Source organism: Pseudomonas brenneri, assembly GCF_007858285.1.
In the GTDB taxonomy this organism is placed as follows: Bacteria; Pseudomonadota; Gammaproteobacteria; order Pseudomonadales; family Pseudomonadaceae; genus Aquipseudomonas; species Aquipseudomonas brenneri.
On the sequence record NZ_VFIL01000001.1, the window covers coordinates 289,789 to 310,327 of the forward strand.

12 protein-coding genes are annotated in these 20,539 nt (G+C 61.4%); 11 read left to right on the forward strand and 1 reads right to left on the reverse strand.

Annotated features, from left to right (window positions below; translation table 11 throughout):
- The first annotated feature begins 115 nt into the window (after nt 1-115).
- On the forward strand, nt 116-1,741 hold the full coding sequence (locus FJD34_RS01380) for a methyl-accepting chemotaxis protein (RefSeq protein ID WP_032861151.1): 1,626 nt from the start codon (nt 116-118) through the stop codon (nt 1,739-1,741).
- A 45-nt stretch (nt 1,742-1,786) separates the two neighbouring features.
- Here FJD34_RS01380 and FJD34_RS01385 read toward each other — a convergent pair whose 3' ends face one another.
- Nucleotides 1,787-2,581 (reverse strand): helix-turn-helix transcriptional regulator, encoded by a 795-nt coding sequence (locus FJD34_RS01385; protein WP_032861150.1) that lies wholly within the window; start codon nt 2,579-2,581, stop codon nt 1,787-1,789.
- Nucleotides 2,582-2,865: 284 nt separating this feature from the next.
- Between FJD34_RS01385 and FJD34_RS01390 the strand changes: the two genes are divergently transcribed.
- The 10 genes from FJD34_RS01390 (at nt 2,866) to FJD34_RS01435 (ending at nt 20,431) form a co-directional block, all read left to right on the forward strand.
- The gene (locus FJD34_RS01390) at nt 2,866-4,230 is read left to right on the forward strand and encodes an APC family permease (protein ID WP_032861149.1); all 1,365 of its coding nucleotides are present in this window, start codon (nt 2,866-2,868) and stop codon (nt 4,228-4,230) included.
- Between the two features lie 9 nt (nt 4,231-4,239).
- Entirely contained in the window at nt 4,240-5,340 is a 1,101-nt protein-coding gene (locus tag FJD34_RS01395) for a DmpA family aminopeptidase (protein ID WP_032861148.1), read from the forward strand.
- Between the two features lie 414 nt (nt 5,341-5,754).
- Nucleotides 5,755-7,203, forward strand: coding sequence for a serralysin family metalloprotease (locus FJD34_RS01400; RefSeq protein WP_090291163.1), 1,449 nt, complete (start codon nt 5,755-5,757; stop codon nt 7,201-7,203).
- A gap of 72 nt (nt 7,204-7,275) precedes the next feature.
- The gene (locus FJD34_RS01405) at nt 7,276-7,644 is read left to right on the forward strand and encodes an AprI/Inh family metalloprotease inhibitor (protein ID WP_032861439.1); all 369 of its coding nucleotides are present in this window, start codon (nt 7,276-7,278) and stop codon (nt 7,642-7,644) included.
- Between the two features lie 175 nt (nt 7,645-7,819).
- Entirely contained in the window at nt 7,820-9,571 is a 1,752-nt protein-coding gene (locus FJD34_RS01410; RefSeq protein WP_090291162.1) for a type I secretion system permease/ATPase, read from the forward strand.
- Nucleotides 9,568-10,890 (forward strand): HlyD family type I secretion periplasmic adaptor subunit, encoded by a 1,323-nt coding sequence (locus FJD34_RS01415; RefSeq protein WP_032861144.1) that lies wholly within the window; start codon nt 9,568-9,570, stop codon nt 10,888-10,890. Before FJD34_RS01410 ends, FJD34_RS01415 begins: the two co-directional genes overlap by 4 nt.
- A 2-nt stretch (nt 10,891-10,892) precedes the next feature.
- A complete protein-coding gene (locus FJD34_RS01420) occupies nt 10,893-12,230 on the forward strand; it encodes a TolC family outer membrane protein (RefSeq protein WP_065943047.1) in 1,338 nt (445 codons plus the stop codon).
- A 101-nt stretch (nt 12,231-12,331) separates the two neighbouring features.
- Nucleotides 12,332-15,256: an autotransporter serine peptidase EprS gene (gene eprS / locus FJD34_RS01425; protein WP_090291161.1), complete on the forward strand. Its 2,925-nt coding sequence runs from the start codon at nt 12,332-12,334 to the stop codon at nt 15,254-15,256.
- Between the two features lie 85 nt (nt 15,257-15,341).
- Nucleotides 15,342-18,419 (forward strand): autotransporter outer membrane beta-barrel domain-containing protein, encoded by a 3,078-nt coding sequence (locus FJD34_RS01430; protein WP_373290013.1) that lies wholly within the window; start codon nt 15,342-15,344, stop codon nt 18,417-18,419.
- A 164-nt stretch (nt 18,420-18,583) separates the two neighbouring features.
- A complete protein-coding gene (locus tag FJD34_RS01435) occupies nt 18,584-20,431 on the forward strand; it encodes a polyurethane esterase (RefSeq protein ID WP_065943045.1) in 1,848 nt (615 codons plus the stop codon).
- The last annotated feature ends 108 nt before the right edge of the window (nt 20,432-20,539 follow it).

Consider the following 20,539-nt stretch of genomic DNA (forward strand, 5'->3'; position numbering starts at 1 on the left):
TAGGCCCACACAACCTTTATAACAGTGGCGCCGAACAGTCATCTAAGCGCGTTGACGCTAAGTGATCGTGTCGCGGCAAGGACGCTCGCAGTCATCCCTCTTTGAGAGCTTTCCTATGTCCCTTCGTAATTTGAACATCGCACCTCGGGCGTTTCTCGGTTTTGCGTTTATTGCGTTGTTAGTGATTGTTCTGGGGGTGTTTGCCGTCAACCGTATGACGCTGATCCGCCAGGCCTCGCTGGACATGGGCACCAACCAGTTGCCCAGTGTCGGTTACCTGGCCAACATCACCGAGAACGTGTTGCGCCTGCGCATTCTGTCATTCCGTGTCTTGGTCAATCGCGATCCGGTCGCCCTGCAAGAGGCTCAGGTGCGCATCGGGGTCTTGGTCGACAAGGCCCGGCAAGCCCAGGCGGGATATGCCGCGACGCCGGCGGGTGCCGAAGAAGCTGCGTTGTACAAGACCTTTGCGGCCACGCTGGACAACTACCTCAAAGCCCAGGCTGAAATGCTTGCGCTGTCCCAGCAGAACAAGGTCGAGGAGATGCGCGCCTTGATCAACAGTCGCATCAAGGACGGCACGGATCAGATGGGCGAACAGCTCAATAAGCTGATTGCAATCAATGCCGCCGATGCCAAGCAGGCCGGTGAAGACGCCGGTCGCAGCTATAACGATGCGATCAGCGGGATAGTTGTGGTGTCGGTAGTCGCGGCGCTGATGACCGTATTGCTCGCCTGGCTGCTGACGCGCAGCATTGTCACGCCGCTGCGCAAGGCCGTGGCGGCCGCGCAAACCATCTCCAGTGGCGACCTGAGCAAGGTCATCGAGGACGACGGCAAGGACGAGCCCGCCCGCCTGATTGGCGCCCTGGCGACCATGCAGGGCAACTTGCGCCAGACCATCCAGCACATCGCCGGTTCAGCCACGCAACTGGCATCGGCCGCCGAAGAACTCAGTGCGGTAACCGAAGAAGCCTCCAAGGGCTTGCAGCAGCAGAACAATGAAATCGACCAGGCCGCCACGGCTGTCAATGAAATGACCGCCGCCGTAGAAGAGGTGGCGCGCAACGCGGTCTCCACCTCCGAGGCATCGGCCCAGTCGAACCAGGCCGCGCGGGAAGGGCGCGACCGGGTGGTGGAAACCGTGGATGCGATCCAGACCATGACCCAGGACGTGCAGAACACCTCGGTGCTGATCGAAGGCCTGGCCACCCAGGGGCGTGATATCGGCAAGGTGCTGGACGTGATTCGGGCGATTGCCGAGCAAACCAACTTGTTGGCCCTCAACGCGGCGATCGAAGCCGCTCGTGCGGGTGAAGCCGGGCGTGGGTTTGCCGTGGTAGCCGATGAAGTACGGGCCCTGGCTCATCGCACCCAGCAGTCGACCCAGGAGATCGAGAAAATGGTCGCCGGGATCCAGAACGGCACCGGGGACGCGGTGCAGTCCATGCAACAGAGCAACCAGCGCACTCAAAGCACTCTGGAAATGGCCCGCGCCGCTGGTGTGGCGCTGGAGCAGATCACCCAGTCCATCAGCCTGATCAACGAACGCAACCTGGTGATCGCCAGTGCGTCCGAAGAACAGGCCCAGGTATCCCGCGAGGTGGACCGTAACCTGGTGAACATCCGCGACCTGGCCACCCAGTCAGCGGCCGGAGCCAACCAGACCAGCGCCGCCAGTCATGAACTGTCGCGCCTGGCGGTGGACTTGAATGGGATGGTCGCGCGCTTCGTGATCTGATCACATCACGGGTGTGGGAGCTGTACTGGGCAAGCGGCGGCGTCCCTAGGGGTTATCCAGGTCATGCCCCAACGACTGGATAAACAACGAAAACAACTCCGGCTGCGACGAGATATCCAGCTTGGCGTACAGGTGCCGCCGATGCACCTTGACCGTGTCCGGCGAGATACTCAGGCGTTCGGCCATGGCCTTGGACGAAAACCCGCGCAATACCAGGCGGGCGATTTCCAGTTCGCGCTCTGACAGCACGCCACTGCCAAAATGACTCAACGCATCGCGTATCTGGCTGGCCATGGCTTCGCCCGCCGGTGCGCGCTGGGTGCTTTGCTGCCAATGCTGCTGCATCAACGGCAGCACCCACGCCGCCAATAGCGTCAGCAGCCCGGTTTCAGTCGCGGTAAATACCCGCTGCATACCCAGTGACAACGACAAGGTGCCCACCCCGGGCAGTTGCAGGATGAATTGCACTTCATCCTCCAGCACGTTGTCGTGGAAGTAATTGAGGAAGTATTCACTCTGGCGGAAATGGTCTGGCGCCACTTCTTCCAGGCGATACACGCCGCTGGCATACCCTTCGCGGCAGGCCTGGAAGAACGGGTCGAGCAAGTACAAACCATTGAGATACACCAGCATCGACGCCGGTTTGCTGGTCGGCTGCGCGTCGTACTCTTCCAGCGCCTGGGGTGGGCCGTCCACCGGGTAGAAGATCGCCAGGGCGTTATCGAAGGCCAGGTTCTGGTGCAGCAACAGCACCAGTTGCTTCCAGAAGCGCTCGGTGCCAATTTGCGACACCGTACGGCCCAGGCCCGCATGCATGCCGATTTCCCGAAACAGGCTCATGTGAAGGGTTCCGATGGCTGAAAGATTGGCCAAGGGTTCGGTTTTTACCCGGCCCCGTCAAGGGGAGTACTCCAATAGGGGAATTGGCCGGCGCAGTGGCAACACCTAAATTCCCTGTAGGAGCGAGCTTGCTCGCGAAAAACCTGAGCGCGCTGCGGTTACCCAGTCAGCACGCGTTTGCGTTGACGTCTTTCGCGAGCAAGCTCGCTCCTACAATAAAAAAATTGATCGCCCCTACTTTTTCGTTTCTGCCTCAAACCAAGAATAAACAAGAGGATAACGATATGAGCACAACCCCCGCGCCCGACGGCGTGCTGAAACCTACCTTGAGTGTGTTCGATGTGGTGGCCATTACCGTTTCGGCGGTGACTCCGGCCAGTTCCGTGTTTGTTATCGCCCCGTTTGCAATCCAGCAAGCCGGGAGCGGTGTGTTCCTGGCGTTTGTAATGGCCGGGCTGCTGGCGCTGATGTTCGCCTTTTGCTACGCCGAACTGGGGCGCGCCCATAACAGTGCAGGTGGCGAGTATGTGTACGCCAAGCGCGTGTTTGGCGGCATGGCCGGCTACGCGACCTTCCTCACGGTGCTGGTGATGCTGCTGTTTATCCCGCCGGTCCTGGCCACCGGCGCGGCGACTTACCTCAATAACGCCTTGGGTACGAAGTTCGACTCACAAACCGTGGCCCTGGTGATTGTGGTGTGCAGTTACGCCCTGGGCATTCTCAACATCAAGCTCAATGCATGGATTACCGGCACCTGCCTGCTGTTGGAGGTGGCGGCTTTGCTGGTGATTGTGTTTATCGGTTTCGGTAACCCGGTGCAGCCCGCCAGCGTGCTGTTCCAGCCGCAGATCGTCGAAAACGGCGTGCTGCACCTCGCCCCCTGGGCCCTGGTGATCGGTGCTGTCGGCATCGGCCTGTTCTCGTTCAATGGTTATGGCCCGGCGGTGTTGTTGGCCGAAGACATGAAATGCGGCGGCAAGGGCGTGCACAAGGCAGTGCTGTGGTCCCTGGGCCTGGTGGTGGTGATCGAGTTGGTGCCAATCACCGCGCTGTTGATCGGCGCTCCCTCGCTCAGTGAGATGATCAGCAGCCCGGACCCCATCGGCTATCTGCTGACCAGCCATGGCAACGAAACCCTGTCGCGGCTGGTCAGTGCCGGGATCTTCCTCTCGGTGTTCAATGCGATTGTCGCCATCGTGATCCAGATCGGCCGGGTAGTGTTCAGCAGCGGTCGCGATGCACTGTGGACACCGACCATCAACAAACTCTTCACCCGTATCCACCCGCGCTGGGATTCGCCATGGCTGGCCACGCTGTTCCTGGCGGTCCCTTCGGCGCTACTCAGTTTCAGCTCCAACCTGGCCGACCTGACGTCCTTCAGTGTGTTGCTGATCATGCTGGTGTACCTGATCGTCGCCTTGAGCGCGCTGATGAGCCGGGTGCTATTGCGCGACCGCGAGCATCCGTACCGCATGCCCCTGTGGCCGGTACCGGCATTGCTGGCCGTGGCCGGCGCGGGTTATCTGTTGCTCACCTTGTTTATCGCAGCATCCATGCGCGACATCATGATTATCATCGGCCTGCTGGCGTTGTCGGTGGTCCTGTATTGCATCAGCGGCCGGTCGAGTCCGGCGTTTCAGAAACTGTAAGGAGTGATTATGCGCGCACGTCAATTGGGCATTACGTTGGGGCTGGGGATACCCGGCGAATTGAATGCGATTACCGATGTCCCTGGGGTTCGGGTCGGTCACAGCACGGTCAAGGCGCAGATCGATGGCAAGCAGGTGCGCACCGGGGTCACGCTGATCCAGCCGCGGGCCGGTGCTGCTCGCCTGCAGCCGTGTTTTGCCGGGTATCACGTGCTCAATGGCAACGGCGACGCCACGGGCCTTGAGTGGATCGGCGAAGCCGGGCTGTTGACCACGCCCCTGGCGATCACCAATACCCACAGTATCGGTATTGTGCGCGACACCTTGATCGCCCTGGAGCGCGACAGCCTGGCTGACCCGGCGGTGTACTGGTGCATGCCGGTGGTGATGGAAACCTATGACGGCCTGCTCAACGATATCTGGGGCCAGCACATCGGCCCGGAGCATGTGCTCCAGGCCATGGCCAATGCAGAATCGGGCCCGGTGCAGGAAGGCGCGGTGGGTGGCGGCACCGGGATGATCTGCCATGAGTTCAAGGGCGGCATTGGCAGCGCCTCGCGCAAGTTGCCAGGGGAGCAGGGCGGCTGGACCGTTGGCGTGCTGGTGCAGGCCAACCACGGCAAGCGCCAGGAACTGCGAGTCGATGGCTATCCGGTGGGGCGACACCTGATGGAAATTGCCTCGCCGTTTGCCGCTCGTGGCACCCCGGGCATGGGCTCCATTGTGGTGATTATCGCTACCGACGCACCGTTATTGCCCCACCAGTGTCAGCGCCTGGCGCAACGCGCATCCATCGGTATTGCACGCACCGGCGGCGGTACCGAGGATTCCAGTGGCGATCTGTTCCTGGCGTTTGCCACCGGCAACCAGGACCTGCCGGCGGCAGATTACGGGCGCAAGGATTTACCGCTCAGCACGGCACTGAACATGGTCAATAACGATCATATTTCGCCGTTGTTCAGTGCGGCGGCGGAGGCGGTGGAAGAAGCCATCATCAACGCGATCCTCGCAGGGGAGGACATGACCACTGCCGAAGGTGTGCTGGTGCCGGGTTTGGATGGGCGGACGTTGCTCGAAGCGCTGCACCAGACTGGTTGGCAACGACCTTGAAATCGCCAGCGAATCATCGACGTATTAGCAAGCTGTCAATAATAATAAAACAATGGCTGCTTAATATTTACAATGACACGGTGGCACTTTAAAAGTGCACCCCACTCAATATATTGGATCCATTCAATATTGAAATGTGACCTGTCTGGCATTTAACTGTTTAGCATTATTTAATATTTAAATAGCCGGGCTTGCGGCGCGCTGCTCATTACGCAGGATAGAAGACGTATTTCCCAATGTTTGCAGGCATTATTCGTTCTGCGCACTTTCCTGGCAAAAAAAGTGCTGGACGTCTGATTTAAAATTGTGTCAGTTTTCTTTCGCCTTCATAAGAGGCGAGTGATAGGACGCTCTCGCCGGAGAGCGTCGCTATCGGACAAAAACTGTTCCACTTGCAAACAAGGAAGTACGTTTATGTCGAAAGTAAAAGACAAAGCTATTGTCTCGGCAGCTCAAGCAAGTAGTGCCTATTCACAGATCGATAGCTTTAGCCATTTGTATGACCGTGGCGGCAATCTCACGGTCAATGGCAAACCTTCGTTCTCTGTCGACCAGGCAGCGGACCATTTGCTGCGCGAAAACGCGGCCTACCGGGACGTTGACGGCAACGGCAGGATCGATCTTACCTACACCTTCCTGACTTCGGCCTCCTCGGCGACCATGAACAAGCATGGTATCTCCGGGTTCAGCCAGTTCAGCAACCTGCAAAAAGGCCAAGCCGTACTGGCCATGCAATCCTGGGCCGATGTGGCCAATGTCACCTTCACCGAGAAAGCCTCGGGCGGCGACTTCCACATGACCTTCGGCAACTACAGTGCGGGCCAGGATGGCGCCGCGGCTTTTGCCTATCTGCCGGGCACCAATGAGAAGTACAACACAAGTGGCACGGATGGCACTTCCTGGTACCTGATCAACCGAGGCTACACCGATAACATCAACCCTGGCCTGAACAACTACGGACGCCAGACCCTGACTCACGAAATCGGCCACACCCTGGGCCTGGATCACCCTGGCGACTACAACGCCGGGACCGGCAACCCGTCTTACAAAGACGCGGACTACGGCCAGGACACCCGTGGCTACAGCGTCATGAGCTACTGGAGTGAGTTCAACACCAACCAGAACTTCACCAAGGGCGGGGTAGAGGCCTATGCCTCCGGCCCGCTGATCGACGATATTGCGGCGATCCAGAAGCTCTATGGTGCCAACTACAACACCCGTGCCAGTGATACCACCTACGGGTTCAACTCCAACACCGGGCGCGACCACCTCAGCGCCACGTCCAATGCCGACAAGCTGGTGTTCTCGGTGTGGGACGGCGGTGGCAATGACACCCTGGACTTCTCCGGCTTTACCCAGAACCAGAAAATCAACCTCAACGAGACCTCGTTCTCTGACGTGGGCGGCCTGGTGGGTAACGTGTCGATCGCCCAGGGTGTGACCGTGGAAAACGCCTTCGGTGGCTCGGGCAACGACCTGCTGATCGGTAATGCGGCGGCCAACACCCTCAAGGGCGGTGCCGGCAATGACCTGATCTACGGTGGCGGCGGTGCTGACAAACTGTGGGGCGGTGCGGGTTCGGACACCTTTGTGTTCGGTGCCAGCTCCGATTCCAAGCCAGGTGCAGCGGATCAGATCCTCGACTTCACCTCGGGTTCGGACAAGATCGACCTGACCGGTATCACCCAGGGGAGCGGCCTGAATTTCGTCAACGCCTTCACAGGCAGCGCCGGTGATGCCGTGCTGACCTACGCCTCGGGTACCAACCTGGGCACGTTGGCGGTGGACTTCTCTGGGCACGGCGTGGCGGACTTCCTCGTCACCACCGTAGGCCAGGCGGCCTACAGCGACATCGTGGCTTGATCAAGGCTTAACGAAGGGCGGCGCCCTGGCGCTGCTCTTTGCTTGCAACAACCCCGTGAACGGGTAATGGTGATGACTATTTTTCGCAACGCAATCGCCTGGTTGATCCCGGCATTGCTGGTGTCGGCAGGAGCCCACGCAATGGCAAGCAGTCTTGTTTTACCCAGCACCACGCAACTGGCCGGCCATTGGCAGTTGCGACAGCAGGAGCAGGTCTGCGAGCTGGATCTGATTGCCCAGCCCAACGGCCTCAAAGGGGATGTGCAGTGTGCGCAACAGTGGCTGGGAGAAAAACCCCAGACATGGCTGCCCACGCCAGATGGAATACTGCTGATAAATGCCGAGGGGACGGGGATTGCCCATTTGAGCCGGCAGAAAGACGGTGAATATACGGTGACTTCCAAGTCGGGACTTGCCTTGATATTGCAGCGCACACAATAATTGAACAAATGGTTATATCGTTATAACCACTGACCGTAGAGTCATTTATTGAAAGTGACAGTCGTCTATCTGTCACTTTTGATGAACTAAGCATAATTGAAGTAGTTGCCTGCCCCATTATGGCGCGCCGGGCAAACTGCTGTGTGTATTTCAGCCCCGGGGAAGATCAAGCAACATGGCGAAGACCACTCCTGCCGCACCCTTGTTTAAGGCCCTTGGCGCTTATAAAAGTATCCTGATCAGCGTCGGCTGTTTTACGGCGTTGATTAACCTGCTGATGCTGGTGCCGTCCATTTATATGTTGCAAGTCTATGACCGGGTGCTGTCATCACAGAACGAAACCACCCTGGTCATGCTGACCCTGATGGTGGTGGGCTTCTTTGCCTTTATCGGCACCCTGGAAGTGGTGCGCAGCTTTATCGTGATCCGTATCGGCAGCCAGTTGGAGCGACGGTTCAACCTGCAGGTGTACAAGGCTGCTTTCGAGCGCAACCTGCAACATGGCGAAGGCCACGCCGGGCAATCCCTGGGGGATTTGACCCATATTCGCCAGTTCCTCACGGGGCCTGCGCTGTTTGCCTTCTTTGATGCGCCGTGGTTCCCCATCTACTTGCTGGTGATCTTCCTGTTCAACGTGTGGCTTGGGGTGTTGGCCACGGCGGGTGCAGTGTTGTTGATCGCTTTGGCTTGCCTCAATGAATACCTGACCAAAAAACCGTTGCGCGAAGCCAGCGGTTATTCCCAGCAGTCCACCCAATTGGCCACCAGTCACTTGCACAATGCCGAGACCATCCAGGCCATGGGCATGCTTGGGGCCTTGCGCAGCCGTTGGTTCCAGGTGCATTCACGGTTCCTCGGCTTGCAGAACCAGGCCAGCGATACCGGTTCGGTGATCAGTTCCCTGAGCAAATCCCTGCGCCTGCTCCTGCAATCTTTGGTGCTGGGGCTCGGTGCCTTGTTGGTGATCAAGGGCCAGATGACCGCCGGGATGATGATCGCCGGGACCATTCTGATGGGCCGAGTGCTCAGCCCGATCGACCAGTTGATCGCGGTGTGGAAGCAATGGAGCTCGGCCAAGCTGGCCTACCAGCGCCTGGATGAGCTGTTGCAGGAGTTTCCGCCTGGGGCGCAGGCCATGGCATTGCCGGCGCCCAAGGGGCAGGTGAGTTTCGAGCAGGTCAGCGCCGGGCCTCCGGGGCGGCGGGTGGCGACCTTGCATCAGGTCAGTTTCAACCTGGCGGCCGGCGAAGTACTGGGTGTGCTGGGGGCCTCCGGCTCCGGCAAGTCGACCCTGGCGCGGGTGCTGGTGGGCGTGTGGCCGACCCTGGCCGGCACGGTGCGCCTGGATGGCGCCGACATTCATCGCTGGGACCGCGACGACCTCGGTCCGCACGTCGGTTACTTGCCCCAGGACATCGAACTGTTCAGCGGCAGCATCGCCGATAACATCGCGCGCTTTCGCCAGGCTGACCCCGAGCAGGTGGTGCAGGCTGCCCAGCAAGCCGGTGTGCATGACTTGATCCTGCGCTTGCCCCAGGGCTACGACACGGTCTTGGGCGACGACGGCAGCGGCCTGTCCGGCGGGCAGAAACAACGGGTGGCCCTGGCCCGCGCGCTGTATGGCGGGCCGCGCCTGATCGTGCTCGACGAACCCAATTCCAACCTCGATACCGTGGGCGAGGCCGCTTTGGCCAGCGCCATCATGCAGATGAAAGCCCAGGGCAGCAGCGTGATCCTGGTGACCCACCGCTCTTCGGCGCTGGCCCAGGCCGACAAACTGCTGGTGCTCAACGAGGGCCGCCTGCAAGCGTTCGGCCCGAGCCAGGAGGTGCTGCGAGCGCTGTCCGGGCAACCGGAACAACCCCGTGAAAAGGCCGGCGTCAGCCTCAACCGTCAATACCCTGCGGCAAGGAATCCAGGCCAATGAGCACCGATAACAGCCTGCCAAACGAACAGACCTTTCCCGAGCGCGATGCGCGTTTTTTCTCCCGCCTGGGCTGGCTGATGACGGTGGTCGGTGCCGGCGGGTTCTTCCTCTGGGCCAGCCTGGCGCCCCTGGACCAGGGCATTCCTGTGCAGGGTACGGTGGTGGTGTCCGGCAAACGCAAGGCCGTGCAAACCCTGAGCCCTGGCGTGGTCAGCCGGATCCTGGTGCGCGAAGGCGAGGTGGTCAAGCAAGGCCAGCCGTTGTTTCGCCTCGACCAGACCCAAAGCCAGGCCGATGTGCATTCCCTGCAAGCCCAGTACCGCATGGCCTGGGCCAGTGTTGCCCGCTGGCAGAGCGAGCGCGACAGCTTACCTTCGGTGATGTTTCCCGCCGAACTGAGCGCTAGCCCCGATCCTGCGCTGGCCTTGGTGCTGGAGGGCCAGCGCCAGTTGTTCAGCAGCCGGCGTGAGGCCTTTGCCCGCGAACAGGCCGGGATCCGCGCCAGTATCGAAGGCGCCAGCGCCCAGCTCAATGGTATGCGCCGTGCGCGCACGGACTTGAACGCCCAGGCGCAATCGCTGCGTGATCAACTGAGCAACCTGCAACCGTTGGCCGACAATGGCTACATCCCGCGCAACCGCTTGCTGGAGTACCAGCGCCAACTGTCACAGGTGCAGCAGGACCTGGCGCAGAACACCGGTGAAAGCGGGCGTATCGAGCAAGGCATTCTCGAATCACGCCTCAAGTTGCAACAGCACAGCGAGGAGTATCAAAAGGAAGTCCGCAGCCAGTTGGCCGACGCGCAACTGCGCAGCCTGACCCTGGAGCAACAACTGACATCGGCCGGTTTCGACCTGCAACACAGTGAAATCAACGCCCCAGCCGATGGCATTGCCGTCAACCTCGGCGTACACACCGAAGGTGCCGTGGTGCGGGCCGGGGAAACCCTGCTGGAAATCGTGCCCCAGGGCACGCGCCTGGAAGTGGAGGGGCGCCTGCCGGTGAACCTGGTGGACAAGGTCGGCACTCATCTGCCGGTGGACATTCTGTTCACCGCTTTCAACCAGAGCCGTACGCCACGGGTGCCGGGGGAAGTGAGCCTGATCTCTGCCGACCAGATGCTCGACGAAAAGACCGGGGCGCCGTATTACGTGCTGCGCACCACGGTCAGCGACGACGCCCTGGAAAAACTCCACGGCCTGGTGATCAAGCCCGGCATGCCCGCCGAGATGTTTGTGCGTACCGGCGAGCGCTCGTTGCTCAACTATCTGTTCAAGCCGCTGCTCGATCGTGCCGGCTCGGCGCTGACCGAGGAATGAGCATGAAACCAGTGTTCATCGCCTTGCTGCTCGCGTGCAGCAGCGCCCAGGCCGCCATGGGACCGTTTGATGTGTATGAGCAGGCCCTGCGTAATGATCCGGTATTCCTTGGCGCGATCAAGGAGCGTGACGCCGGCCTGGAAAACCGCACCATTGGCCGCGCCGGCCTGTTGCCCCGGCTGTCCTACAACTACAACAAGGGCCGCAACAACTCCCAGGCCAACCTGCCCGATGGCCGTGGTGGTCACTATCACGACGATCGCAACTACAACAGCTTCGGCTCGACCTTCACCCTGCAACAGCCGCTGTTCGACTACGAAGCCTATGCCAACTACCGCAAGGGCGTGGCCCAGGCGCTGTTTGCCGACGAGACTTTCCGCGACAAGAGCCAGGCGCTGTTGGTGCGGGTACTGACCTATTACACCCAGGCCCTGTTCGCCCAGGACCAGATCGAGATTGCCCGGGCCAAGAAGAAGGCGTTCGAGCAGCAGTTCCAGCAGAACCAGCACCTGTTCCAGCAAGGCGAGGGCACGCGCACCGACATTCTGGAGGCGGAGTCGCGTTATGAGCTGGCCACCGCCGAAGAGATCCAGGCCCTGGATGAGCAGGATGCGTCGCTGCGTGAATTGGGGGCATTGCTCGGTGTGCACAGCGTCGATATCGCCGACCTGGCACCGTTGAATCAGGACTTTGCCGCCTTCACCCTGACACCGGCCAACTATGACAGTTGGCATGAGCTGGCAATCACCAACAACCCGACACTGGCCTCCCAGCGCCAGGCCGTGGAAGTGGCGCGTTATGAAGTGGAGCGCAACCGTGCCGGGCACCTGCCACGGGTGACTGCCTACGCCAGCTCGCGCCAGCAAGAGTCCGACAGCAGTAACACCTACAACCAGCGCTACGACACCAACACCATCGGCATTGAAGTCAGCGTGCCGCTGTATGCCGGTGGCGGTGTCTCGGCGTCCACTCGCCAGGCCGCCCGCTCCATGGAACAGGCCGAGTACGAATTGGAGGGCAAGACCCGCGAAACGCTGATCGAACTGCGCCGCCAGTTCAGCGCTTGCCTGTCTGGTGTGAGCAAGCTGCGCGCCTATCAAAAGGCCCTGGCCTCCGCCGAAGCGCTGGTGGTGTCGACCAAGCAAAGCATCCTTGGCGGCGAGCGCGTCAACCTCGATGCCCTCAACGCCGAACAGCAGCTGTACAGCACCCGTCGCGACCTGGCCCAGGCCCGTTACGACTACCTGATGGCCTGGACCAAATTGCATTACTACGCGGGCAGCCTGCGCGACACCGACCTGGCCAAGGTCGACGAAGCCTTCGGCCCAGCCCAACGCTGACCCTGTAGGGGCCGGTAAGCCGGTGCCTACAGGGGCGTAACAAACACAATAAAAAGAGGAAGGTCACCGTGAACGTAAAGCAACGAGGCTATCACTGCGTGATGCTGTGTGGGCTGGCCACCCTGGGGACCGCCCAGGCCGCCCCCTATGTGGAAACCGGTAAGTTGGGCGACCCCGCCAGTTGGCGTTCGGCCGAGTTCCAGCGGGACTGGGGCCTGGGGCGTATGCAGGCCGATCAAGCCTATGCCGCGGGAATCAGCGGTGCCGGGGTCAAGATCGGTGCGCTGGACTCGGGCTTCGATGCCAGCCATCCGGAGGCCTCCCCGGAGCGCTTTCGCCCAGTGACCGCCAGCGGTACTTATGTAGATGGCAACCCGTTCTCCACCACTGGCGCACTGAACCCCAACAACGACTCCCACGGCACCCACGTCACCGGCACCATGGGCGCGGCCCGTGACGGCAACGGCATGCATGGCGTTGCCTACAACGCGCAGATCTATGTGGGCAATACCAACGCCAACGACAGCTTCCTGTTTGGCCCAACACCCGACCCCAAATATTTCAAGGCGGTGTACAGCGCCATGGTCGACTCTGGAGTGCGGGCGATCAACAACAGTTGGGGCAGCCAACCCAAGGATGTCAGCTATCAGACCCTGGCCGGCCTGCACGCCGCCTACGCGCAACACTTCAACCAGGGCACGTGGCTGGATGCCGCCGCCGATGTGGCCCGGGCCGGGGTGATCAATGTGTTCAGCGCCGGTAACAGCGGCTATGCCAACGCCAGCGTGCGTTCGGCCTTGCCGTACTTTGAACCGGAGTTGGAAGGCCACTGGCTGGCGGTGTCGGGGTTGGACCAGGCGAACAACCAGAAATACAACCAGTGTGGCATTGCCAAGTACTGGTGCATTTCCACCCCCGGCGCAAAGATCGACAGCACCATTCCCGGCGGTGGTTACGCCGTGAAGTCCGGCACCTCGATGTCGGCACCCCATGCCACGGGCGCCTTGGCGCTGGTGATGGAACGCTACCCGTACCTGAACAATGAGCAGGCCCTGCAAGTGCTGCTGACCACCGCCACGCAACTGGATGGTTCCGTGACCGAGGCGCCAACCACCAAGGTCGGCTGGGGCGTGCCGGACCTGGATCGGGCGATGCACGGGCCAGGGCAGTTGCTTGGGACGATGGACGTCAATCTGGCGGCCGGGCAGGGCGATGTATGGAGCAATGGCATCTCGGACAAGGCACTGCTGCAGCGTCAGGCCGAAGACAGCGCCGAGCACCTGGCATGGCAGCAGACCTTGAAGGACAAGGGCTGGGAAAATGGCTTGGGTGCCAATGCCAGCCAGCAGGAGCAGACCGACTATGCCGTGGGCATGGCCCGCGATGCGGCGGCCTCCCAGCGCATCTATCAAGGCAGCCTGATCAAGTCCGGCGCCGGGAGCCTGGTGCTCAGTGGCGACAGCACTTATCGCGGCCCGACCACAGTCAACGCCGGCGTGTTGAAGGTCGATGGTTCTCTGGTATCGCAGGTCACGGTCAACAAGGGTGGCACCCTCGGCGGTGCCGGGCGCGTCGGTGCGCTGCTCGCCAACAGCGGCGCTACGGTGGCGCCGGGCAACTCCATCGGTACCTTGAACGTGGCCGGGGATGTGCGTTTCGAGGCAGGCTCCACCTATGCCGTGGAGCTGTCGGATAGCAGCAGTGACCGGATCGTCGCGGGCGGCCAGGCCACCCTCAATGGCGGCACAGTGACCCTGGCCCTGGAAAACAGCCCGACCCTGCTCAGCCAGCCCCAGGCGCAAAGCCTGATTGGCCGCCAGTACACCATCTTGCAGGCTGCGGGCGGGATTACCGGCAGTTTTGGCGAGGTCTTGCCCAACTACCTGTTCCTGGGGGGCAACCTCGATTACGCGGCCAACGGTGTGCAACTGGCGATTGCCCGTAATGACGCGAGCTTTGCCAGCGTCGCAGCGACCCGCAACCAGCGCGCCGTGGCCACCGCTGCCGAGCAGTTGGGGGCCGGCAACCCGGTGTATGAAAGCGTGCTGAGTGCCGACTCTACGGTGGTTGCCCGCCAGGCCTTCCAGCAGTTGTCCGGTGAGATCTACCCGGCGGTTGGCGCGATGTTGATCAATGACAGCCGCCATGTGCGCGATGCGGTCGGTGAGCGCCTGCGCCATGTGCCGGCCACGGGCGAAAGCAACCTCTGGATCAAGGCCCTCGGTGCCTGGGGCAAGGCCGACAGCCGTAGCGAATATGCCGGTTACACCCGTTCGATCGGCGGGATGCTGCTCGGGGTTGATGGCCAGTTGGACGAACAGACCCGCGTGGGCGTGATGGCCGGTTACAGCAACAGCTCGCTGAACATGGGCGATGGCACGCACTCGTCGGCTGATGTCGACAGCTATCACCTGGGTACTTATGCCGGGCGCGAGCTGGGTAACTGGCGCCTCAGCGCAGGCGGCGCCTACAGCTGGCATCGCGGTGATGTGCAGCGCGACCTGCAATACGGCGACGTCAGCGGCAAACAAAAGGCCAAGTTGGATGCGCGCAGCCTCCAGGTATTCACCGAAGCGGCCTACCGCTTGAACCTGCAAGCGCTGGCCCTGGAGCCGTTTGCCAACCTGGCCTATGTGCACCTGGACAGCGAACGTTTCCATGAAAAAGGTGATAGCGCAGCCCTGCAGCGCGGCGGTGATCGTCGTGACGCAACCCTCGGCACCCTGGGCCTGCGCGCCCTCAAAACCCTGGCGCTCAATGACCAGCAGCAACTGGAGCTTTCCGCTTCCCTGGGCTGGCAGCACAGCCTGTCGCCGGTGGAATCCGAGGAGCACCTGGCCTTTGTTGCCGGCGGTCCATCGTTCGCCGTGCGCAGTACACCGTTGCAACGCGATGCCGCGCTGGTGGGGTTGAAGGCCAGCCTGGCGTTGAACGCGGCGACGCGGGTCAACCTCGACTACAGCGGCCAATTGGCTTCCAGGGAGAAGAACCAAGGCGTGGGCTTGAGCCTCGATTGGCAGTTCTGAATCGGCTCCAACAAAAAGAACAACAAACGCAACAAAACTAAGGAAGGTCACCGTGAACGTAAAACAACGAGGGTTTCACTCCGCCATCCCAACAGGCCCGGGCTACCCGCTCAAGGCCCTGAGCTGCGTGCCATACGGCGCGTTGCTGTGTTGCCTGGCCAGCCTGGGTACCGCCCAGGCCGCACCCTACGTGGAAACCGGCAAACTGGGGGATGTCGCCAGTTGGCGCAGCAGTGAATTCAAGGCTGATTGGGGCCTGGGCGCGGTCAACGCCGATGTGGCCTATGCCGCCGGCTATAGCGGCAAGGGCGTGAAGCTGGGGATTTTCGACCAGCCGGTGTATGCCCAGCACCCGGAGTTTTCCAGCCCTGGCAAGGTGCAGGTGCTGGTCACCGAAGGCATCCGCCAATACACCGACCCGTATATCCCGGTGAAGGCCGGTGATGCGTTCCGCTACGACGGCACGCCGTCCCTGGGCTCCAACGGCAAGCTGGGTGACCACGGCACCCATGTCGGCGGTATTGCTGCCGGTGACCGTAACGGTGGGCCGATGCATGGCGTAGCGTACAACGCGCAGATCCTCAGCGCCGAGAACGGCGACCCGGGGCCCGAAGACGGGATCATCCTGGGCAACGACGGTGCGGTGTACCAGGCCGGCTGGGACAGCCTGGTGGCCCATGGCGCGCGCATCATCAACAACAGCTGGGGCATCGGCATCGGTGACCAGTTTGCCAAGGGCGGCAAGGATCCGGCGTTCCCGCATTTCAGCCTCAGCGATGCGCAGGCCCAGTTCGACCAGATCAAGCCGTTGCTGGGCACGGCACCCGGTGGCGCCTATACGGGGGCGATCAATGCAGCGCGCAGCGGGGTGCTGACGATCTTTGCCGCAGGTAACGACTACAACCTGAACAACCCCGATGCAATCTCTGGCCTGGCCTATTTTGTGCCGGAGATCGTGCCCAACTGGTTGTCGGTGGCGGCGTTGCAGCGCAACCCGGACACCAGCAGCGCCAACCCTTATGTGATCAGCACCTTCTCATCGCGCTGCGGTTATGCCGCCAGCTTCTGTGTGTCGGCACCGGGTACCGCGATTTACAGCTCGGTGATGGTAGGCACTACGGTCGATAACATGACCTTGGGCTGGAACAATAAAAACGGCACCTCGATGGCCGCCCCCCACGTGGCTGGCGCCGCCGCCGTGTTGATGGAGCGGTTCCCGTATATGAGCGGCGAGCAGATTTCCACGCTGCTCAAGACCACGGCCACCGACCTTGGCGCAGCAGGCATCGACTCGTTGTACGGCTGGGGCATGATCAACCTGGGCAAGGCGGTCAGCGGGCCGGGGATGTTCATCACTGCCGAGGACATTCCGGCTGAGTTTCGCATCGACGGCGGCTATGGCAGCGGCCAGTTTGTCGCAGACTTGCCGGGGGTTGGGGCGGTGGTCGACGCAGGCAAACCCACCGAGCGTGTGTGCAACGATGTGCACTGCGGGCGGGATGTGTGGAGCAACGACATTTCCGGTCACGGCGGCCTGACCAAGCAAGGCATCGGCACGCTGGTCCTGACCGGCAACAACACCTACAGCGGGCCGACCCTGCTCAATCAAGGGCTGTTGGCGGTCAATGGTTCGCTTACATCGCAGGTTACGGTCAGCAACAGCGGGGTGCTGGGCGGTTCCGGCAGCATCGGCGCGCTGACGGCGAAAAGCGGCGGCACCGTGGCCCCGGGCAATTCCATCGGCACCTTGAACGTGGCTGGCGACGTCAACTTCGATGCAGGTTCCACCTATGCGGTAGAGCTGTCGAACACCAGCAGTGACCGCATCGTCGCCGGCGGCAAGGCGACCCTCAACGGCGGCACCGTGACCCTGGCCCTGGAGAACAGCCCGACACTGCTCAGCCAGCCTGAAGCCCAAAGCCTGATCGGCCGCCAGTACAACATCTTGCAGGCGGCCGGGGGAATTACCGGTAGCTTCGCGCAGGTATTGCCCAACTACCTGTTTGTCGGCGGCAACCTGAACTATGGCGCCAATGGTGTGCAATTGGATGTCGCGCGCACGGCCAACAGCTTCGCCAGCGTGGCAGTGACCGATAACCAACGTGCCGTGGCGGCCGCTGCCGAGCAACTGGGCGCTGGTAACGGTGTCTATGAAAGCCTGCTGCTGGCGCCGAGTGCGGCGTCGGCGCAAGGTGCGTTCCAACAGCTGTCGGGGGAAATCTACCCGGCCCTGGAAACCGCGCTGGTCAATGACAACCGCTACCTGCGTGAAGCGGTGGGCGAGCGCCTGCAGCAGGGGGAAATGGGCACCTCGCCACAGACCATCGACACGCGTGGCAACGTCTGGGTCAAGGCCCTCGGCGCCTGGGGTAAAACCGACAGCAGCAGCGACACGGCGGGCTACACCACCTCCATCGGCGGCCTGCTGGCCGGTGTGGACGGTGCGCTGGATGAAGACACGCGCCTGGGACTGGTTGCCGGCTACAGCGACACCTCGCTGAACATGGGCGATGGCACCCACTCGCGGGCATCAGTGGACAGCTACCACTTTGGCGCCTATGCCGGTCACGAAATCGGTGCCTGGCGCCTGAGCGGTGGGGCGACCTACAGCTGGCATCGCGCCGATGTGAAGCGTGAATTGCAATACGGCGAGGTTGCCGGCAAGCAAAAAGCCAAGGTCGATGCTCGCAGTACCCAGGTCTTCACCGAAGCGGCTTACCGTTTGAACCTGCAACCGCTGGCACTGGAGCCGTTCGCCAACCTGGCCTATGTGCACCTGGACAGCGATGGGTTCAGCGAGAAAGGCGATGCCGCAGCGCTCAAGGGCGGCGACGACACGCGCGACCTGGTCCTCAGCACCCTCGGTGTACGGGCCTTGAAGACCTTCAACCTCACCGACCATCAGGCGCTGGACGTTTCCGGCACCCTGGGCTGGCAGCACAACCTCAGCTCCACCGACTCCGAACGTCACCTGGCGTTTGCTTCGGGCGGCACCTCGTTTGCCGTAGAAAGTTCGCCAATGGTGCGCGATGCCGCCTTGGTGGGCGCGCGCGCCAGCCTGGCGCTGAGCAAGGAGGCGCGGCTGAACTTTGACTACAACGGCCTGCTGGCCAGCAAGGAGAAAATCCACGGCGTGGGCTTGAGCCTCGACTGGGCCTTTTAAACGCTGAAGATTGAAACTGTAGGAGCGAGCTTGCTCGCGAAGGACGTCAACGATAACGCGTATTTGCTAGGTAAACCGCTATCGCGGGCAAACCCGCTCCCACACTGACCGCATTCCAACTGTTTTGGCTTTCTCGACAATTCCAACAAAAGAGAGGCAATACCATGGGTGTCTATGACTACAAAAACCTCACGACCGAGGATTCCAAAGCACTGTTCGCCGATGCCATGGCGATCACGTTGTATTCCTACCACAACCTGGATAACGGCTTTGCCGCGGGGTACCAGCAATACGGCTTCGGCCTAGGGTTGCCGGCCACCCTGGTGCAGGCATTGATAGGCAGCGGCACCTCCCAAGGCGTGATCCCGGGTATCCCGTGGAACCCCGACTCGGAAAAGGCTGCCCTGGATGCGGTGCAAAAGGCTGGCTGGACACCCATCAGCGCGAGCACCCTCGACTATGGCGGCAAGGTCGATGCCCGGGGCACGTTCTTTGGCGAGAAAGCCGGCTACACCAGCGCCCAGGTCGAGGTGCTGGGCAAATACGATGACGCCGGCAAACTGCTGGAAATCGGCATCGCCTTTCGTGGGACTTCAGGGCCCAGGGAGAACCTGATCCTTGATTCAATCGGCGATGTGATCAATGACTTGCTGGCCGCTTTCGGCCCTGCGGACTATGCGAAAAACTACGCGGGCCAAGCGTTTGGCGATTTGCTGGGCAAGGTCGCCGCGTATGCCAGCGCCCAGGGCCTGAGTGGCCAGGATGTACTGGTCAGTGGCCATAGCCTGGGTGGCCTGGCGGTCAACAGCATGGCGGACTTGAGCAACAATAGCTGGGCGGGTTTCTACAAGGACGCCAACTACGTAGCCTATGCCTCGCCGACCCAGAGCAGTGGCGACAAGGTGCTGAACATCGGCTATGAGAACGACCCGGTGTATCGGGCGCTCGACGGTTCGTCGTTCAACCTGTCGTCCCTTGGGGTGCACGACCAACCGCACGCATCCAGCGCCGATAACATCGTCAGCTTCAACGACCACTACGCCTCGACGCTGTGGAACATCCTGCCGTTCTCCATTCTCAACCTGCCGACCTGGATCTCCCATTTACCCACCGGTTATGGCGATGGCATGGGGCGCATCCTTGAGTCGAAGTTCTATGACCTCACCACGCGGGACTCGACCATCATTGTCGCCAACCTGTCCGACCCGGCCCGGGCCAATACCTGGGTGCAGGATCTCAATCGCAATGCCGAGACCCACAAGGGCAGCACGTTCATCATCGGCAGCGATAACGATGACCTGATCCAGGGTGGCCGGGGCAATGACTATCTGGAAGGCCGTGCAGGCAACGACACCTTCCGCGATGGCGGTGGCTACAACATCCTGCTGGGCGGCAAAGGGTTCAATACCCTGGACTTGCAGCAGTCGCTGAAAAACGTCGAAGTGGCCAACGATGGCGCAGGTACTTTGTATATCCGCGACGGACAAGGCGGCATCAGCATGACCCGCGATATGGGCGCGGTGGTAAGCAAGGAAAGCTACCTGTGGATTCTCAGCAAGGACGTGACCCACAGCGTCACCGACCAAGGTCTGCTGGCGGGCCGGGACCTGACGGCCTACGCCGCATCGCTCAAGGGTGATGCCGGTGCCAATCTGCTCAAGGCGGGCGATGGCGGGAAATGGCTGTTTGGCCTGGACGGCAATGACCACCTGATCGGCGGCAAGGGCAATGATGTGCTGGTGGGCGGTGCGGGCAATGACCTGCTGGAAGCGGGGGGAGGGCGCAATACCTTTCTGTTTGACGGGGACTTTGGCCAGGACCGGATCGTGGGCTACCAGTCGAGCGACAAATTGGTGTTCATGGGTGTCGAGGGCGTGAATGGGCAGTACAACTACCTCGATCATGCCAAGGCGGTGGGTAGCGACACGCTGCTGACGTTCGGGGATAACTCGGTGACGTTGGTGGGCGTAGGGCTTGGCAGTCTGTCGGCGGATGGGATCGTCATCACCTGAGGCAAGGCACTGCCCCTGTGGGAGCCGGCTTGCCGGCGATGGTCGTTAACGAAAACGCTGGGCACCTGGATCACTGCAGTGCCTGGGCGTTTTTCGCTGGCAAGCCAG